The organism is Pseudomonas sp. CCI3.1 (assembly GCF_034313985.1).
GTDB lineage: Bacteria > Pseudomonadota > Gammaproteobacteria > Pseudomonadales > Pseudomonadaceae > Aquipseudomonas > Aquipseudomonas psychrophila.
This window is the reverse complement of record NZ_JAVIWO010000001.1, coordinates 2,368,627-2,385,264: the sequence shown is the minus strand read 5'-3', so window position 1 is coordinate 2,385,264 and position 16,638 is coordinate 2,368,627. Positions and strand designations below refer to the sequence as shown.

The following is a 16,638-nucleotide window of genomic DNA, read 5'->3' as shown; positions in this document are numbered from 1 at the left end:
CTGCGCCCACTTTGACCGACGAGGTAAAGCATGCGTCGCACTATGGTAGCTGGTAACTGGAAGATGCACGGTACCCGCGCCAGCGTCGCTGAGCTGATCGACGGTCTGCGTGGTCTGGTCTTGCCGAACGATGTTGATGTTGCAGTATTCCCGCCTCAGCTGTTTATTGATCGAGTGATCAATGGCTTGCAAGGCGCAGCGATTTCGGTCGGTGCCCAGGATGCTGCAGTGGAGTCGGGGCAGGGCGCACTGACTGGCGAGATTTCATCGAGCCAGTTAGTGGACGCAGGTTGCAAACTGGTGCTTGTTGGTCACTCCGAACGCCGCCTGATTTTGGGTGAGCAGGACGAGACGCTCAATCGCAAGTTTGCAGCGGCTCAAGCCTCTGGCTTGACGCCAGTGTTGTGCATAGGGGAAACCCTGGAGCAGCGCGAAGCGGGGCAAACGCTTGAAGTGGTAGGGCGTCAGCTGGATGTCGTGATTGACGAGTTTGGCATTGATGCTTTTGTAAATGCTGTGATTGCATACGAGCCAGTTTGGGCCATTGGCACCGGACTGACCGCATCACCACAGCAGGCGCAAGATGTGCATGCGGCCATTCGCGCACAACTGGCGCAAAAGAATTCTGAAGTGGCACAAGGTGTGCGACTTCTATACGGCGGCAGCGTGAAGGCGGCCAATGCGGTCGAACTGTTCAGCATGCCGGATATCGATGGGGGACTCATTGGCGGGGCTTCCCTGAATGCAGATGAGTTCGGTGCGATCATTCGTGCCGCAGGAAACTGAAAATGCTGGATAACGTCGTAACTGTGTTTCATCTGCTGACAGCATTGGGTGTAATTGCCCTGGTTTTGCTGCAACAGGGTAAGGGAGCGGATGCTGGAGCATCTTTTGGCGCAGGTGCATCAAATACTGTGTTCGGAAGCCAAGGTTCCTCTACCTTTCTTAGTAAGTTTACTGCTATACTTGCCGCAGGTTTTTTCATAACCAGCTTAGGGTTAGGTTACTTTGCTAAAGAGAAAGCTGAACAGCTGACTCAAGTAGGTTTGCCAAATCCAGCGGTGTTGGAAGTTCCAGTGCAAAAGCCGGCTTCAGATGATGTTCCGGTGCTTCAAGAGCAAAAGTCGGCAACTCCTGCGACTGACGTACCTCCAGCTCAAGAGCAAAAGTAAAACGGGTTTCATGATGTAATGTAGTATTGCCGAGGTGGTGGAATTGGTAGACACGCAACCTTGAGGTGGTTGTGCCCATAGGGTGTAGGGGTTCGAGTCCCCTTCTCGGTACCAATTATCAAGAATGCCCGCAGTAGCGGGCTTTCTTGTATGTGGAAGGTTGGATTGACCCTGAAAAGGATCAACCGTATACTTCCGCTCCAGCTTTGTCGCGGGATGGAGCAGTCTGGTAGCTCGTCGGGCTCATAACCCGAAGGTCGTCGGTTCAAATCCGGCTCCCGCAACCAGTTTTAGCGGAGCCCCTTATTAGGGGCTTTTTGTTAACTGGACACTTTATAGCGTCGGTATTCAACGACGTTTCAGAGATGGGCGCTTCGCCCATTTTTTCATTTTGCACAGCATGCACAAACATGCACTAGGGGGTTCAGGTGTCGAGCAAGCTAGAACAGTTGCAGGACTTGTTGGCCCCGGTGATCGTGGCCCTTGGCTATGAATGCTGGGGTATTGAATTTTCGGCTCAAGGCCGCCATTCAATGTTGCGTGTGTATATCGACAAGGAAGGCGGCGTATTGGTGGATGACTGCGCAATTGTCAGTCGTCAGATCAGCGGCGTTCTGGATGTCGAAGATCCTATCGCTGTTGAATACACCCTTGAAGTTTCTTCTCCTGGCATGGAACGCCCACTGTTCACCATTGAGCAGTTTGCGAAATTTGCCGGTGAGCAAGTGAGGATCAAGCTGCGCTCGCCTTTCGAAGGGCGACGCAACTTTCAGGGCCTTCTGCGCGGCGTAGAGGAGCAGGACATTGTGGTGCAGGTTGAAGACCATGAATTCCTGTTGCCGATCGATATGATCGACAAGGCCAACATTATTCCCAGTTTTGACTGAGACGCGGATCCCGCGGATCCAATGGCTTGCGAAAGGCGAGGCGTACGATGAGCAAAGAAGTACTGCTGGTTGTTGAGTCGGTGTCCAATGAAAAGGGCGTACCGGCAAACGTTATTTTTGAAGCGCTGGAGCTGGCTCTGGCCACCGCGACCAAAAAGCGTTTTGAGGACGAAGTCGAACTGCGTGTGGAGATCAATCGCCACACCGGTAACTATGAGACTTTCCGTCGCTGGACTGTGGTCGAAGACGAAGATCTGGATGATCCAGCATACGAGTTGGCGGTTGACCAGGCCCAGGCGAAACAGCCAGGCGCTGTAGCCGGCGATATTATCGAAGAAAAGATCGATTCTATCGAATTCGGTCGGATTGCTGCACAAACGGCCAAACAGGTCATTGTGCAAAAAGTCCGCGAAGCCGAGCGTGCTCAAGTAGTCGATGCTTATCGCGAGCGTCTGGGCGAGATCATTTCGGGCACCGTTAAAAAAGTGACACGTGACAATGTGATCGTTGATCTGGGCAATAACGCTGAAGCGTTGCTGGCCCGTGAAGACATCATTTCCCGTGAGACTTTCCGTGTTGGCGTACGCCTTCGCGCGCTGCTCAAAGAAATCCGCACTGAGAATCGCGGCCCTCAGCTGATTCTGTCGCGTACCGCGCCAGAGATGCTGATCGAGTTGTTCCGCATTGAAGTGCCAGAGATCTCCGAAGGCCTGATCGAAGTGATGGCGGCCTCCCGCGATCCTGGATCTCGCGCTAAAATAGCCGTTCGCTCCAAAGACAAACGCATTGATCCGCAAGGTGCCTGCATTGGTATGCGCGGTTCGCGTGTCCAGGCAGTGTCCGGCGAATTGGGCGGAGAGCGAGTGGATATCGTCCTTTGGGATGACAACCCGGCGCAGTTCGTGATCAACGCAATGTCGCCAGCTGAAGTGGCGGCAATTATCGTCGACGAAGATGCCCATGCAATGGACATCGCCGTTGGCGCAGACAATCTGGCCCAGGCGATTGGTCGCGGCGGTCAGAACGTACGTCTGGCCAGCCAGTTGACCGGCTGGACCTTGAACGTGATGACCGAATCGGACATCCAGGCTAAGCAGCAAGCAGAAACCGGCGATATCCTGCGCAACTTCATCGAAGAGCTGGAAGTTGATGAAGACCTGGCGCAGGTACTGGTAGATGAAGGCTTTACTAGCCTGGAAGAGATTGCCTACGTACCGGTGGAAGAAATGCTCAACATCGATGGCTTTGACGAAGATACCGTCAACGAGCTTCGCGCTCGGGCCAAGGATCGACTGTTGACTAAAGCCATCGCTACTGAGGAAAAGCTGGCAGACGCCCATCCGGCCGAAGACCTGCTCTCGCTTGAGGGTATGGACAAGGATTTGGCGATGGAACTGGCGGTGCGCGGCGTAATTACCCGCGAAGACCTGGCCGAGCAGTCTATTGACGACCTGCTCGACATCGACGGCATTGACGATGATCGTGCCGGCAAGTTGATCATGGCCGCCCGAGCCCATTGGTTCGAGTAATTAGGCGCGGCCTGAGGAGAGAAATGCATGACGCAAGTCACGGTGAAACAACTGGCCGATGAGGTCAAAACACCGGTTGAGCGCCTGTTGCAGCAGATGCGTGAGGCAGGTCTGCCGCACAACGCCGCCGAGCAGAATGTGACCGACAGTGAGAAGCAAGCTCTGCTGACTCACCTGAAAAGCAGCCACAAGGCTAAAGTGGAAGAACCGCGCAAGATCACTTTGCAGCGTAAAACCACCAGTACCCTTCGTGTTGCTGGCAGCAAAAGCATTAGCGTTGAAGTACGCAAGAAGAAAGTATTCGTACAGCAAAGCCCGGAAGAAATCGAAGCCGAGCGTAAACGTGAGATGGATGAACGTCGTGCAGTAGAAAGTGCCGCACGTCAAAAGGCTGAAGAAGAGTCCAAGCGTCGCGCCGAAGAAGAAGCGCGCCGTCAGCCTGCATCTACTCCTGCGCAAGCTCCAGCTGTTGCGGCACCTGCACCCGTGCAAACTGCACCGGCAGCAGCACCTGCACCAGCTGCTGATGCACGCAAGCGTGACGAACAGCGTCGCCCGGACAAGCCACGTGCTGACGATAACAATCGTCGCGGTAGTGGTGACGGCGATCGTAAAAACGCTCCGCATCGTGCCTCGGTTAAAGAAAAAGCACCGACTCCACGTGTTGCTCCACGCACTTCCGACGAAGAAAGCGACAGCTTTCGTCGCGGTGGTCGTGGCAAGGGCAAGCTGAAGAAGCGTAACGCTCACGGTTTCCAGAGCCCAACCGGCCCTGTAGTTCGTGACGTGCAGATTGGCGAGACCATCACTGTCGGCGATTTGGCTGCACAGATGTCGGTCAAGGCTGCCGAAGTCATCAAGTTCATGTTCAAGCTGGGTACTCCAGCGACCATCAACCAGGTACTTGATCAGGAAACTGCTCAACTGGTTGCTGAAGAACTGGGCCACAAAGTGACTCTGGTAAGCGACAACGCCCTGGAAGATTCCCTGGCCGAGTCCCTGAAATTCGAAGGCGAGTCGTTCTCCCGTGCTCCGGTTGTGACCGTAATGGGCCACGTTGACCACGGTAAAACTTCCCTGCTCGACTACATCCGTCGTGCCAAGGTAGCTGCAGGCGAAGCCGGTGGCATTACTCAGCACATCGGTGCGTACCACGTTGAAACCGAACGCGGCATGGTCACTTTCCTCGATACCCCGGGTCACGCTGCGTTTACCGCAATGCGTGCACGTGGTGCCAAGGCGACTGACATCGTGATTCTGGTTGTGGCTGCAGACGACGGCGTAATGCCGCAAACCATCGAAGCTGTTCAGCATGCGAAAGCAGCTGGCGTGCCTCTGGTTGTTGCAGTGAACAAAATCGACAAGCCAGGTGCTGATCTCGATCGCATCCGCAGCGAATTGTCCGTTCACGGCGTGACCTCGGAAGAGTGGGGTGGTGACACTCCGTTTGTTTCGGTCTCGGCGAAAATGGGTACCGGCGTTGACGAATTGCTCGAAGCCGTATTGCTGCAAGCTGAAGTTCTGGAACTCAAGGCCACTCCATCGGCTCCCGGCCGTGGCGTAGTTGTTGAGTCCCGTCTGGACAAAGGCCGTGGCCCTGTTGCAACTGTGCTGGTTCAAGACGGTACCCTGCGCCAAGGCGACATGGTTCTGGTTGGCTCCAACTACGGTCGCATCCGCGCCATGCTCGATGAGAACGGCAAGCCTATCAAGGAAGCCGGTCCATCCATCCCTGTCGAGATTCTCGGCCTGGACGGAACGCCAGATGCTGGCGACGAGATGAGCGTAATGACTGACGAGAAGAAGGCACGTGAAGTTGCCCTGTTCCGTCAAGGCAAGTTCCGCGAAGTGAAACTGGCGCGTGCTCACGCAGGCAAGCTGGAAAACATCTTCGAGAACATGGGCCAGGAAGAGAAGAAGACGCTTAACATCGTCCTCAAATCTGACGTCCGTGGTTCGTTGGAAGCTCTGCAGGGCGCGTTGAGCGGCCTGGGTAATGACGAAGTGCAAGTGCGCGTAGTAGGCGGCGGTGTCGGTGGTATCACCGAGAGCGACGCTAACCTGGCACTGGCCTCCAACGCTGTACTGTTTGGCTTCAACGTGCGTGCCGATGCTGGCGCTCGCAAGATTGTCGAGCAGGAAGGCCTGGACATGCGTTACTACAACGTCATCTACGACATCATCGAAGACGTCAAGAAAGCCCTTACCGGCATGCTTGGCAGCGACGTTCGGGAGAATATCCTGGGTATTGCTGAAGTCCGTGACGTGTTCCGTTCGCCTAAATTCGGCGCGGTTGCAGGTTGCATGGTGCTTGAAGGTGTTGTTCACCGTAACCGTCCAATCCGCGTATTGCGTGAAGACATCGTTATCTACGAAGGCGAGCTGGAATCCCTGCGTCGCTTTAAAGATGACATGTCCGAAGTGCGTGCCGGCATGGAATGCGGTATCGGCGTCAAGAGCTACAACGACGTTAAAGTCGGTGACAAGATCGAAGTGTTCGAGAAGGTCCAGGTTGCTCGCAGCCTCTAACTCGCGAGCCTCAAGAGTGAGGACGAGCCCGCGCATGCACATGCGCAGTGCTCGGCCTGGACTCTAAACGCAACGCCCGGTCCGGCTTCTGTCGTGCCGGGCGTTTGCCGCTTTCAGACCGCATGGGTTTCCCATGGGTGAGTAACAGGTAACAAGACATGGCAAAAGAATATAGCCGTACCCAACGTATTGGCGATCAGATGCAGCGCGAGCTGGCACAGCTGATCCGTCGTGAAGTCAAAGACCCGCGTGTGGGTCTGGTCACCATTACAGCTGTTGAAGTCAGCCGTGACGTCGGTCACGCCAAGATCTTCATCACCGTGATGGGTGAGGACAGCGCTGAAGAGATCGCTCAAAGCATCAAGGTGCTGAACTCGGCAGCGGGTTTCCTGCGCATGCAACTGGCGCGTGAAATGAAACTGCGCAGCGTTCCACAGCTGCACTTCCACTACGATGAAAGTGTCGTGCGTGGCGCTCACCTGTCCGCTTTGATCGAGCGTGCAGTGGCTGAAGACAATCAGCACCCTGAAGCCACTGCTCCCGAAGACACCAAGGAGTAACCGGTGGCTCAGGTTAAGCGTATCCGTCGTAACGTCAGCGGCATCATCCTGCTCGACAAGCCACTTGGATTCACTTCCAACGCGGCCCTGCAGAAAGTTCGCTGGCTGCTCAATGCCGAGAAGGCAGGGCACACCGGTAGCCTCGATCCATTAGCCAGCGGTGTTTTGCCGCTGTGCTTTGGCGAAGCCACCAAGTTTTCGCAATACCTGCTCGATTCCGACAAGGGTTATGAAACCCTTATGCAATTGGGCAAGACCACCACCACTGCAGACGCTGAAGGCGATGTTTTGCTGACACGTCCAGTGACCGTTGGTCGCGCCGATATCGAAGCTGTTTTACCAAGTTTTCGTGGGAAAATCAGTCAGATACCGCCGATGTACTCTGCACTCAAGCGAGACGGACAGCCGCTTTACAAGTTGGCCCGTGCAGGCGAAGTGGTGGAGCGTGAACCACGTTCTGTTACTATTACCCGCCTCGAATTGCTGGCCAGCGAAGGCGACACTGCGCGCTTGGCCGTCGACTGCACCAAAGGCACCTATATCCGTACCCTCGTGGAAGATATCGGTGAGCAACTGGGTTGCGGTGCATACGTTGCGCAGCTGCGTCGTACACACGCCGGACCTTTCAGCCTGGCCCAAACGGTGACGCTGGAAGAGTTGGAGGCTGTGCATGCCGAAGGCGGCAACGAAGCGGTTGATCGCTTCCTGATGCCATCGGACAGCGGCTTGCTGGACTGGCCATTACTGCACTTCTCGGAACACAGTGCGTTCTATTGGCTTAATGGCCAACCGGTTCGTGCTCCTGATGCCCCGAAGTTCGGTATGGTGCGGGTACAAGATCACAACGGTCGCTTTATCGGTATCGGTGAAGTGAGCGAAGACGGGCGCATTGCGCCGCGTCGACTGATTCGGTCGGAATGACCGAAACCAGGCTGCTTCGGGATGTAATACTCTTGGCGCAGACTGGAATGAGGGTGGCTGTTATTAGGCACGGTCACATCTCACTTTTAAATACGAGGATTTGTCCTCGGCCTATTGGATCTGTCTTGTTCGCAAACAGGCCCTAATTGAAAGGAAAGCCAAATGGCACTTACAGTTGAACACAAAGCAGAAATCGTAGCTGACTACCAGCAAGCTCCAGGTGATACAGGTTCTCCAGAAGTGCAGGTTGCACTGCTGACCTTTAACATCAACACGCTGCAAGGTCACTTCAAGGCAAACATCAAGGATCACCACTCCCGTCGTGGTCTGATCCGTATGGTTAACCAGCGTCGTAAGCTGCTGGACTACCTCAAAGGCAAAAACGTTGAGCGTTACAAAACGCTGATCGCTCGCCTGGGTCTGCGTCGCTAATAGCGATGTTGCTAGAGGCTGGTTGTCTGTCGTGCGTTTGCGGGTTTCCCGCAGGCGAACGGCAGGCTTCCAGCCTCAAGTTTTATCTGGACTAGACGGATTCTTACGAAAGCTTGCCGCAAGGGCTGTTTTCGTAAGCATCTTGAGTCGGGTCACTACCCGATGTTGCACATGACTTTCGCAAGAAACCCGTTCCCCAAGAGCCACAAAGAAGGTAGGACACCGTGAACCCGGTTATCAAAAAATTTCAGTTCGGTCAGTCGACCGTTACTCTCGAGACTGGCCGTATCGCCCGTCAAGCCTCCGGCGCAGTATTGGTCACCGTTGACGACGACGTCAGCGTGTTGGTGACTGTTGTCGGCTCCAAGCAAGCTGATCCAGGCAAGGGTTTCTTCCCTCTGTCTGTTCACTACCAGGAAAAAACCTACGCCGCGGGTAAAATCCCAGGCGGTTTCTTCAAGCGTGAAGGTCGCCCTTCCGAGAAAGAGACCCTGACGTCGCGTCTGATCGACCGTCCGATCCGTCCGCTGTTCCCAGAAGGTTTCATGAACGAAGTGCAGGTTGTCTGCACCGTTCTGTCCACCAGCAAGAAAACCGATCCGGACGTCGCTGCGATGATCGGTACTTCGGCAGCCCTGGCTATCTCCGGCATTCCTTTTGATGGTCCGATCGGCGCTGCTCGCGTTGCTTACCACGAAAGCACCGGCTACCTGCTGAACCCGACTTACGAGCAACTGGCCGCTTCGAGCCTGGACATGGTTGTTGCCGGTACGTCGGAAGCCGTATTGATGGTTGAATCGGAAGCCAAAGAGCTGACCGAAGATCAGATGCTGGGCGCCGTACTGTTTGCCCACGACGAATTCCAGGTGGTTATCCAGGCTGTTAAAGAGCTGGCCGCCGAAGCTGCAAAACCAACGTGGGACTGGGCTGCTGCCCCTGAAGCCACCGAACTGCTGGGCGCTATCCGTGCCGAGTTCGGCGAAGCAATCTCCCAGGCTTACACCATCACCGTCAAAGCAGACCGCTACACACGTCTGGGCGAGTTGAAGGATCAGGTTGTAGCCAAGCTGTCCGGTGAAGAAGGCCAGCCTTCTGCCAGCGAAGTCAAAGCTGCTTTCGGCGAAATCGAATACCGCACCGTTCGTGAAAACATCGTTAACGGCAAGCCGCGTATCGATGGCCGCGACACCAAGACTGTTCGTCCTCTGAACATCGAAGTAGGTGTTCTGCCCAAGACCCACGGTTCCGCACTGTTCACCCGTGGCGAAACTCAGGCTCTGGTTGTTGCAACGCTGGGTACTGCCCGTGACGCACAACTGCTGGACACCCTGGAAGGCGAGAAAAAAGACCCGTTCATGCTGCACTACAACTTCCCTCCGTTCTCGGTAGGTGAGTGTGGTCGCATGGGTGGCGCTGGTCGTCGCGAAATCGGTCACGGCCGTCTGGCGCGTCGTTCGGTTCAGGCCATGCTGCCTGCTGCTGACGTGTTCCCGTACACCATCCGTGTGGTATCGGAAATCACCGAATCCAACGGTTCCAGCTCGATGGCATCGGTATGTGGTGCTTCCCTGGCATTGATGGATGCTGGTGTTCCGATGAAGGCACCAGTTGCCGGTATCGCCATGGGTCTGGTTAAAGAAGGCGAGAAATTCGCTGTTCTGACCGATATCCTGGGTGACGAAGATCACTTGGGCGACATGGACTTCAAAGTAGCCGGTACCGCTAAAGGTGTTACCGCGCTGCAGATGGACATCAAGATCAAGGGCATCACCGAAGAAATCATGGAGATCGCACTGGGCCAGGCCCTGGACGCTCGCCTGAACATCTTGGGCCAGATGAACCAGATCATTGCCGTATCGCGTAACGAGCTGTCTGCCAACGCTCCGACCATGATTGCAATGAAAATCGACACCGACAAAATCCGTGATGTCATCGGTAAAGGCGGCGCGACTATCCGTGCAATCTGTGAAGAAACCAAAGCTTCGATCGATATCGAAGACGACGGTTCGATCAAGATCTTCGGCGAAACCAAAGAAGCAGCAGAAGCTGCGCGTCAGCGCGTTCTGGGCATCACCGCAGAAGCAGAGATCGGCAAGATCTACGTGGGCAAGGTTGAGCGCATCGTCGACTTCGGCGCATTCGTAAACATCCTGCCAGGCAAAGACGGCCTGGTTCACATCTCCATGCTGAGCGACGCTCGCGTTGAGAAAGTGACTGACATTCTTAAAGAAGGTCAGGAAGTGGAAGTACTGGTACTGGACGTGGACAACCGCGGCCGTATCAAGCTGTCCATCAAGGACGTAGCTGCTGCCAAGGCATCGGAAGCTTAATAGCCCCCGATACCCGCGTTTAAAAAAGGATCCTTCGGGATCCTTTTTTTATGGGCGACGAAAAGAGAGGATCAATGGGCGATAGGCCATGAGTGGAAAGCCGCAACTTGCATGCAAATTTGAAGTGCGTCATGCATTCTGCACGATCGGCTTATGATCGATAATTTTCAAGTTGTTGATTTATAAGGATTTTTTCATGTGCAAAAGTTGGCACAGGCCCTGCAATAGTACTGATAACCCTGCTGCCATAAGACGGCGCAGATTTTAAAGAAGACAGGAGTTACTCGTATGAAGAAGTTCGCTATCGCTGCTGCAACTGCCACCGCTCTGACCCTGACCATGGCCAACGCTGCATTTGCTGCTCAAGCGACTACCCAGGCACCGATGGTCGTCGCTGCTGGCGAAGTAACCAAAGCCAAGGAAGCCACTTCTGACACTTGGATCACCACCAAAGTGAAAGCGGACCTGGTTACTGAAAAAGGCATCCCAGGCACTGATATCAAAGTTGAAACGAACAAAGGTGTTGTTTCCCTTTCTTCCATGGTCCCGGTGACTGAAGCTCAAAAAGACATCGCAGTTGCTATCGCCAAAAAGATCAAAGGCGTTAAAGCTGTCTCGGCTGATGGTCTGAAAGCCGAATAAACATCCCCTTATTTCGTAGAGCCGGGGGAAACAAAGCCGCGGCAGGTGATTTGAGCAACTCGCCTGCAGGCTTTGTAACAAGGTTCATGCGACGGCCATATGGATGTGGCCATTACAGCCCTCGGCGCTTGCGTCGGGGGCTGTTCTATTTGGGCTACGGATACGCAAATCTTTCTTGTAGCAGCTGCCGTAGGAACGAGGCAGCTGCTACAAATCAGCGACGTTCGGCGTTACTCGCTATCCAGATGCAGCGGCGAGACCACCCGACCATCACTTTCGGCTTCGCCCAGCGTGGCATCGACAAAGTACACGCGTTCATCAGCCAACTGACCTTTATCCACCAGGAAGTCTTTGATGCTGCTTGCGCGGTCCTGGCCGAGCTGACGCAACAGCACTTCGCTCTTGCTCCAGAAGTCGATCAGTGCAGCGGTCATTTTGGCGGCCCGTTCATCACGGCTCAGGTCAGCCCACTCGGCAGGCGGCTGTTGTTTCAGGCGCGTACGGTAAATGCCCTCAAGCAACGGTCCCTTTTCATCATCTGGCACATTGAGCAAGGCTGCCTTGGCAGGAACCTTGTCACCACGGCGCTGAAGAATCTTGTAGTAGTTGTACTGGAACTCGCGTTCAAGACGCTCTTTGGCTATAAGAGGGCCGTCACTGCTCTGCGCGGCTGTTCCTTCTATCTCCAGCCGCAATGCGGGACGTTCTTTCAACGCTTGGGCCAGAGTGGTCAGCGCTTTTTGCGCCTCAGGGCTCAGCTCGCTTGATCCTGGGGCGAACGACACGGTGCCAAGGTCCTCGGCACCACCGCCACTCACCAGCCCGCCAATGAACTTGAAGGGGGCTTGAGCGGCGCGTACCACCAGGTTGCGCAGGGTCTGCCAGACAATTGGCATCACACTGAACTGCGGATTGTTCAGGTCGCCCGTTACCGGCAGCTCGATGGAAATCTTGCCATCGCTGTCCTTGAGCAAAGCAATCGCCAGTTTCAGCGGCAAGCTCACGGCGTCCGGGCTGTCGACTTTCTCACCGAGTTGCAATTGCTCAATCACCACCTTGTTTTCGGCCTTGAGCTGGCCATTGGTGATCAAGTAATGCAGATCGAGGTTCAAGCGGCCCTTGCGGATGCGGTAGCCAGCAAACTTACCGGAGTAGGGAGTCAATGTCGTCAGCTCAACACGCTTGAAGCTGGTCGCGATATCCAGGCTTGCCATCGGGTCAAACGGGTTGACGCTGCCCTTGATGGTCACGGGGGCATAACGATCGACCTTGCCCGCGATATTCACCGGGGCTGGCTTGGCATTGCGGCTATCGATGGTGCCGATTTGTCCATTGAGCTGTTGAACCGCCGTCTGAAAGTTCGGAGTCAGGCTAAAGTCGGCGAAGTTGGCCGAGCCGTCATTGATTGCAATCGCGCCTATGCGAATGCCCAGCGGCTTGTCCTTGCTAGGCGTGCTTTTGGCGGTGCTGCCTGCGGGTTGCGGGATCAGCAGGTCATCAATATTGGTGGTGCGATCGTCGTTGATCATGAAGCGCACGTAGGGTTTTTCGAGATTGACCCTGGAGATCGACAGGCTGTCGCCGTGCTGATACTTAACGTCGTCCAGCACCAGTTTTTGCCACTTGAGAAAGTCGCGGTCCTTGAGCGTATCCAGCGTGTGCAGTTGATCGACCTGAGCGCGGCCCTCTACGGTAAAGGCCAGTGGCTCAGTGCTTTTGAGGTTGACCGCGAGGTCGCTACCGAGCATGCCGCTGCGCAGTTCAAGGCGAATAAACGGGTCGATGTAGGCCTGTGCGATACGCAGGTCGATGTCTTTGGTCGTGACCTTTAGCCTGGCACTTACAGGGCTCAGGTTGACGTCGCCGCTGGCGTTGAGCTTGCCTTGCTTGCCCACGCCGGTATCGAGAGTAAGCGCGAAGGGTGAGCGGTTCAGGCTGTCGAAGTTTTTAAGGTTAACGTTCAGCGGACCGATATCCAGCGCTACCGGGGTTTTGGGCTCATTATCGGCGAGGTGTACACGGTAGTTGCGCAGCTCAACATCCTTGAGCAGCACTTCCCACGGCTTGCTCGGTGCTACGGGCGCAGCTTTTGGCGCTTCAACCGTTACGACTTCGTCTTTTTTGGGCGGCGCTTTTTCGTCTTGGCCGGCAAACAGTTTTTGCCAGTCAAGCTGGCCATCTTTCTCGCGGGTAGCCCAGGTTTCGAGGTTGTGACTGTTGATCTTGCCGACCACGACTTGCTGCTTGGCCAGATCCACGCTTGTATCGCTGACATCCAGACGTTCCAGCCGTACCAGAGGGCGACCGTCTGGAGCATTGATTTTGAACGGAGCGATGCTGGCTGAGGCATTGCTCAGCACCATCTCGGTTTCCTTGGACAGGTTCAGGGTGTAATCCGTGCTGAAACTCAGCACGCCATCTTCCAGTGCCAGTGGCAGAGCATCGCGTACATAGGGCCACCAGGCTTTCATCTGGCCATCAGTGACTTTCAGTTTGCCAGTAGAGGTGATGGGCACCAGGCTCAGTGTGCCGCTCCAGTCAATACGCCCGCCCGCAGGACCAACAGCCACCAGGTTCATGTCGGCGTTGTCATCGGGCAGCGTGCTGAGATTTTTCAGCTCCAGGTCCATTGAATCGTACAAAAACTCAATGGGTTCGCTGGGGCGCATATCGGTGAAATGCAGGTAGCCGCCGGCCAGTTTGATGCTGTCCAGGCGCACAGGAAATGGTTTGCTGTCGGGTTCACTCGCAGTGGGTTCGCTGGCCGGTAACTTGAACAGTTGGGTCAGATTGAGCGAGCCATCCTTGCTGAACAGCAGCTCGGTCTTGGGCTTGTCCAGTTGCACATCCGCCAGGTGCAGCGCTTTTGTCCACAGGCTGTCGAGCTGAAGATTGGCGTACAGGCGCTCAAAACCGACCTGTTCCTTGCCGGGCTCGCCGGCTCTGAACCCCCACAGTGTCAGCTCCAGGCTGAAAGGGTTGAACTCCAGCCGGTCGAGTTTGGCGGGTACCGTGGCGTAGGTGGCGAGCTGTTGGTTGATGATGCGCAGGCCAATGCCCGGCAAGATCAGGAAACCAAGCACGCTGTACAGCGCGATAGCAATCAGCACGGCGCCGAGGGCGCGGATCAATCCTTTGAGCATGTAGGGCGTCGTCTATAGCAGTCGGAGTGCCTTTGAGTATGGCACGCGTTTCTGGTTCCGAGACGAACGCTGTATTCAGAGGATGCTTTAAAACTGAAGGATCAACGTTTTCAACGGTGGCTGTTGATCCATGGACGGGAAGTCACTGGCCGGGGTCAAGACCTGCCAATCGCGAACCGGACGGCCCGCCTTCTCTGCGCAGCGCAAAACCTGTTCGCGCCAGTCGTCCATGCTGACTTTCGCCAGGTTGTTGCAACAGATCAGCACGCCGTCTGGTGCGGTGGTCAATACAGCAGGCTTGAGCAGGCTTTGGTAATCGCGCAGCAGATCGACTGTGCCGAATGCACTTTTGGCCCATGCTGGCGGGTCAAGCAGCACCAGGTCATATTCGCGCTGATCCAGTCGCGGGTAGGCGGGCAGCTTGTGACGGCGTTGAATAATCGGCAGGCCGGCCAGTTGGCGGATGGCTGCAAAATAGTCGGACTGCACGAACTTCATTTTGGGCAGTTGAGGGTTCAGCAGACCGTTTTCCCGGCCCACCGCCAGGTTGCCTTCGGCGAAATCGAGGTTGCAGACTTCACTGGCGCCACCTGCCGCCGCACTCAGGCCCACGCCGCAGGTGTAGGAGAACAGGTTGAGTACGCTTTTGCCGGCACTGTGTTGCTTGACCCAGCCGCGAGCGTTGCGCAGGTCGAGAAACAACAGGGGGTCTTGCCCTGCATGGCGCCCGCGCACGCGGTACTTCAGGCCCCATTCGTGGCCGACGGTATCTTCAAGTGCGGCATCTTCGGCGCGGTATACGGTGTCTTCACGATCAATGCGCGAATTGCCCTGGGAACGGTCGTTGTAAACCAGCAACAGGTCGAGACCCAAGTGACGATTGATTGCGTCGTGCAGTTGCAGCAAATCATCGCGCTCAAGGCGTTGATGAAAGCTTTGCACCAGCAGTTGCGGGCCGTAACGGTCGATGGTCAGACCGCCAGCGCCTTCCTGGCTGCCGTGGAACAGGCGATAGCAGTCAGTGCTTTGAGCATGCAGCTCGGCCAACAGCTCTTGACGGTTATCGAGGGCGGCGCGCAGCGCCTGATTCAAGGAAGACATGCGATGCGCCTTGGGGGACAGATAAGGCGCGGCAGTTTAGCAGAATAGGGTGTACGAAACTTCAGTGTGGGAGCGGGCTTGCTCGCGATCGTATCCGCGCGGCTTGACCGACAGACCGACTAGTCTGCATCGCGAGCAAGCCCGCTCCTACAGGGTGTGTGGTTACTCCCGCTCGATCGCCAGCGCCACGCCCTGGCCACCGCCAATGCACAGGGTTGCCAGGCCTTTTTTCCCGTCGCGCTTGATCATTTCGTGGAGCAGGGTGACGAGGATACGGCAACCCGATGCTCCAATCGGATGGCCAATGGCAATAGCGCCACCGTTGACGTTGACCTTGCTCGCGTCCCAGTCCAACTCTTTACCCACTGCCAGCGCTTGCGCGGCAAACGCTTCGTTGGCTTCGATCAGGTCCAGTTGCTCAAAGCTCCAACCTGCCTTGCTCAGGCAGCGCTGAGTGGCGCTGACAGGGCCGATGCCCATGATGGCCGGGTCAACGCCCGCGTTGGCGTAGGCGGCGATTTTAGCCAGCACGGGTAAGCCAAGGGCCTTGGCTTTGGTGGCGCTCATCAGCATCACTGCGGCTGCGCCGTCATTGAGTGAGGATGCATTGCCCGCGGTCACGGAGCCGTCCTTCTTGAAGGCTGGACGCAGCTTGGCCAGCGACTCGGCAGTGGTGCCTGCGCGAGGCTGTTCGTCGGTGGCGAAGGCTATCGGATCGCCTTTGCGCTGCGGGATCAGGATGGGGGTGATCTCATCGACAAAGCGCCCGGCTTCAATGGCTGCCGTGGCTTTTTGCTGTGAGGCGGCGGCAAAGGCGTCTTGCGCTTCACGGCTGATGCCGTACTTATCCACAAGGTTCTCGGCGGTGATGCCCATGTGGTAATCGTTGAACGCATCCCACAGGCCATCGCTGATCATGGTGTCGACGATCTGGGCGTGCCCCATGCGCAGGCCGGTGCGGGCGCCGGGCATGATGTAGTTGGACAGGCTCATGTTTTCCTGGCCGCCAGCGATGATCACTTCAGCATCGCCGCAACGAATCGCCTGGGCTGCCAGGTGCAAGGCCTTGAGGCCCGAGCCGCAGACCTTGTTCAGGGTCAGGGCAGGAACAGTGAAGGGCAGGCCGGCCTTTATTGCAGCCTGGCGAGCAGGGTTTTGTCCGGCGCCGGCGGTTAGCACCTGGCCCATGATCACTTCATCGACCTGAGTGCCATCCAGCCCGGTCTGCGCCAGTAGCTGACGAATGACCGCAGCGCCCAGTTCAACGGCGGGTACATGGGCCAGCGAGCCTTGAAAGCTGCCCACTGCAGTGCGGGTAGCGGCAACGATAACGACGTCTTGCATTGCTTGAGTCCTCTTTATTCTTGGAGTGCAGAGCTCAGAATCAGGCTG

13 protein-coding genes and 2 tRNA genes are annotated in these 16,638 nt (G+C 56.1%); 12 read left to right on the top strand and 3 right to left on the bottom strand.

Annotated elements, in window-relative coordinates; genetic code table 11:
* Positions 1–30 precede the first annotated feature (30 nt).
* From tpiA to RGV06_RS10940, 12 genes are all read left to right on the top strand, one after another.
* Positions 31–786: a triose-phosphate isomerase gene (gene tpiA, locus RGV06_RS10995; protein ID WP_019825914.1), complete on the top strand. Its 756-nt coding sequence runs from the start codon at positions 31–33 to the stop codon at positions 784–786.
* A gap of 2 nt (positions 787–788) precedes the next feature.
* Positions 789–1,172, top strand: coding sequence for a preprotein translocase subunit SecG (secG, locus tag RGV06_RS10990; RefSeq protein ID WP_003439612.1), 384 nt, complete (start codon positions 789–791; stop codon positions 1,170–1,172).
* A 28-nt stretch (positions 1,173–1,200) separates the two neighbouring features.
* A tRNA-Leu gene (locus RGV06_RS10985) sits at positions 1,201–1,286 on the top strand.
* Positions 1,287–1,382: 96 nt separating this feature from the next.
* Positions 1,383–1,459: transfer RNA gene (locus RGV06_RS10980), tRNA-Met, on the top strand.
* 141 nt (positions 1,460–1,600) lie between these two features.
* Positions 1,601–2,059 (top strand): ribosome maturation factor RimP, encoded by a 459-nt coding sequence (gene rimP / locus RGV06_RS10975; RefSeq protein WP_019825918.1) that lies wholly within the window; start codon positions 1,601–1,603, stop codon positions 2,057–2,059.
* Between the two features lie 47 nt (positions 2,060–2,106).
* On the top strand, positions 2,107–3,588 hold the full coding sequence (gene nusA / locus RGV06_RS10970; protein WP_019825920.1) for a transcription termination factor NusA: 1,482 nt from the start codon (positions 2,107–2,109) through the stop codon (positions 3,586–3,588).
* A 27-nt stretch (positions 3,589–3,615) separates the two neighbouring features.
* Complete coding sequence (gene infB, locus RGV06_RS10965; protein WP_019825922.1) at positions 3,616–6,117, top strand: translation initiation factor IF-2; 2,502 nt, start codon at positions 3,616–3,618, stop codon at positions 6,115–6,117.
* 158 nt (positions 6,118–6,275) lie between these two features.
* Positions 6,276–6,677 (top strand): 30S ribosome-binding factor RbfA, encoded by a 402-nt coding sequence (rbfA, locus tag RGV06_RS10960; protein WP_019825923.1) that lies wholly within the window; start codon positions 6,276–6,278, stop codon positions 6,675–6,677.
* Between the two features lie 3 nt (positions 6,678–6,680).
* The gene (truB, locus tag RGV06_RS10955) at positions 6,681–7,598 is read left to right on the top strand and encodes a tRNA pseudouridine(55) synthase TruB (protein WP_019825924.1); all 918 of its coding nucleotides are present in this window, start codon (positions 6,681–6,683) and stop codon (positions 7,596–7,598) included.
* A gap of 162 nt (positions 7,599–7,760) precedes the next feature.
* Complete coding sequence (gene rpsO / locus RGV06_RS10950; protein ID WP_019825926.1) at positions 7,761–8,030, top strand: 30S ribosomal protein S15; 270 nt, start codon at positions 7,761–7,763, stop codon at positions 8,028–8,030.
* Positions 8,031–8,254: 224 nt separating this feature from the next.
* A complete protein-coding gene (pnp, locus tag RGV06_RS10945; protein ID WP_019825928.1) occupies positions 8,255–10,360 on the top strand; it encodes a polyribonucleotide nucleotidyltransferase in 2,106 nt (701 codons plus the stop codon).
* 288 nt (positions 10,361–10,648) lie between these two features.
* The gene (locus RGV06_RS10940; RefSeq protein WP_019825930.1) at positions 10,649–11,002 is read left to right on the top strand and encodes a BON domain-containing protein; all 354 of its coding nucleotides are present in this window, start codon (positions 10,649–10,651) and stop codon (positions 11,000–11,002) included.
* A 230-nt stretch (positions 11,003–11,232) separates the two neighbouring features.
* On the opposite strand, the gene RGV06_RS10935 is transcribed toward RGV06_RS10940, so the two are convergent.
* The 3 genes from RGV06_RS10935 to RGV06_RS10925 all read right to left on the bottom strand — a co-directional run bounded on the left by RGV06_RS10935 (position 11,233) and on the right by RGV06_RS10925 (position 16,590).
* Positions 11,233–14,145, bottom strand: a complete 2,913-nt coding sequence (locus tag RGV06_RS10935) for a DUF748 domain-containing protein (RefSeq protein WP_322149993.1) — start codon at positions 14,143–14,145, stop codon at positions 11,233–11,235.
* Positions 14,146–14,232: 87 nt separating this feature from the next.
* On the bottom strand, positions 14,233–15,246 hold the full coding sequence (locus RGV06_RS10930) for a class I SAM-dependent rRNA methyltransferase (RefSeq protein ID WP_322149992.1): 1,014 nt from the start codon (positions 15,244–15,246) through the stop codon (positions 14,233–14,235).
* Positions 15,247–15,408: 162 nt separating this feature from the next.
* Complete coding sequence (locus RGV06_RS10925; RefSeq protein WP_322149991.1) at positions 15,409–16,590, bottom strand: acetyl-CoA C-acetyltransferase; 1,182 nt, start codon at positions 16,588–16,590, stop codon at positions 15,409–15,411.
* Between the last annotated feature and the right edge of the window lie 48 nt (positions 16,591–16,638).

What these genes read in the sequence shown, in the direction of transcription:
- rbfA (WP_019825923.1), top strand. Translation starts at nt 6,276, where the DNA reads ATGGCAAAAGAATATAGCCGTACCCAACGTATTGGCGATCAGATGCAG.
- nusA (WP_019825920.1), top strand. Translation starts at nt 2,107, where the DNA reads ATGAGCAAAGAAGTACTGCTGGTTGTTGAGTCGGTGTCCAATGAAAAG.
- RGV06_RS10930 (WP_322149992.1), bottom strand. Translation starts at nt 15,246, where the DNA reads ATGTCTTCCTTGAATCAGGCGCTGCGCGCCGCCCTCGATAACCGTCAA.
- secG (WP_003439612.1), top strand. Translation starts at nt 789, where the DNA reads ATGCTGGATAACGTCGTAACTGTGTTTCATCTGCTGACAGCATTGGGT.
- RGV06_RS10935 (WP_322149993.1), bottom strand. Translation starts at nt 14,145, where the DNA reads ATGCTCAAAGGATTGATCCGCGCCCTCGGCGCCGTGCTGATTGCTATC.
- RGV06_RS10925 (WP_322149991.1), bottom strand. Translation starts at nt 16,590, where the DNA reads ATGCAAGACGTCGTTATCGTTGCCGCTACCCGCACTGCAGTGGGCAGC.
- RGV06_RS10940 (WP_019825930.1), top strand. Translation starts at nt 10,649, where the DNA reads ATGAAGAAGTTCGCTATCGCTGCTGCAACTGCCACCGCTCTGACCCTG.
- tpiA (WP_019825914.1), top strand. Translation starts at nt 31, where the DNA reads ATGCGTCGCACTATGGTAGCTGGTAACTGGAAGATGCACGGTACCCGC.
- rpsO (WP_019825926.1), top strand. Translation starts at nt 7,761, where the DNA reads ATGGCACTTACAGTTGAACACAAAGCAGAAATCGTAGCTGACTACCAG.
- infB (WP_019825922.1), top strand. Translation starts at nt 3,616, where the DNA reads ATGACGCAAGTCACGGTGAAACAACTGGCCGATGAGGTCAAAACACCG.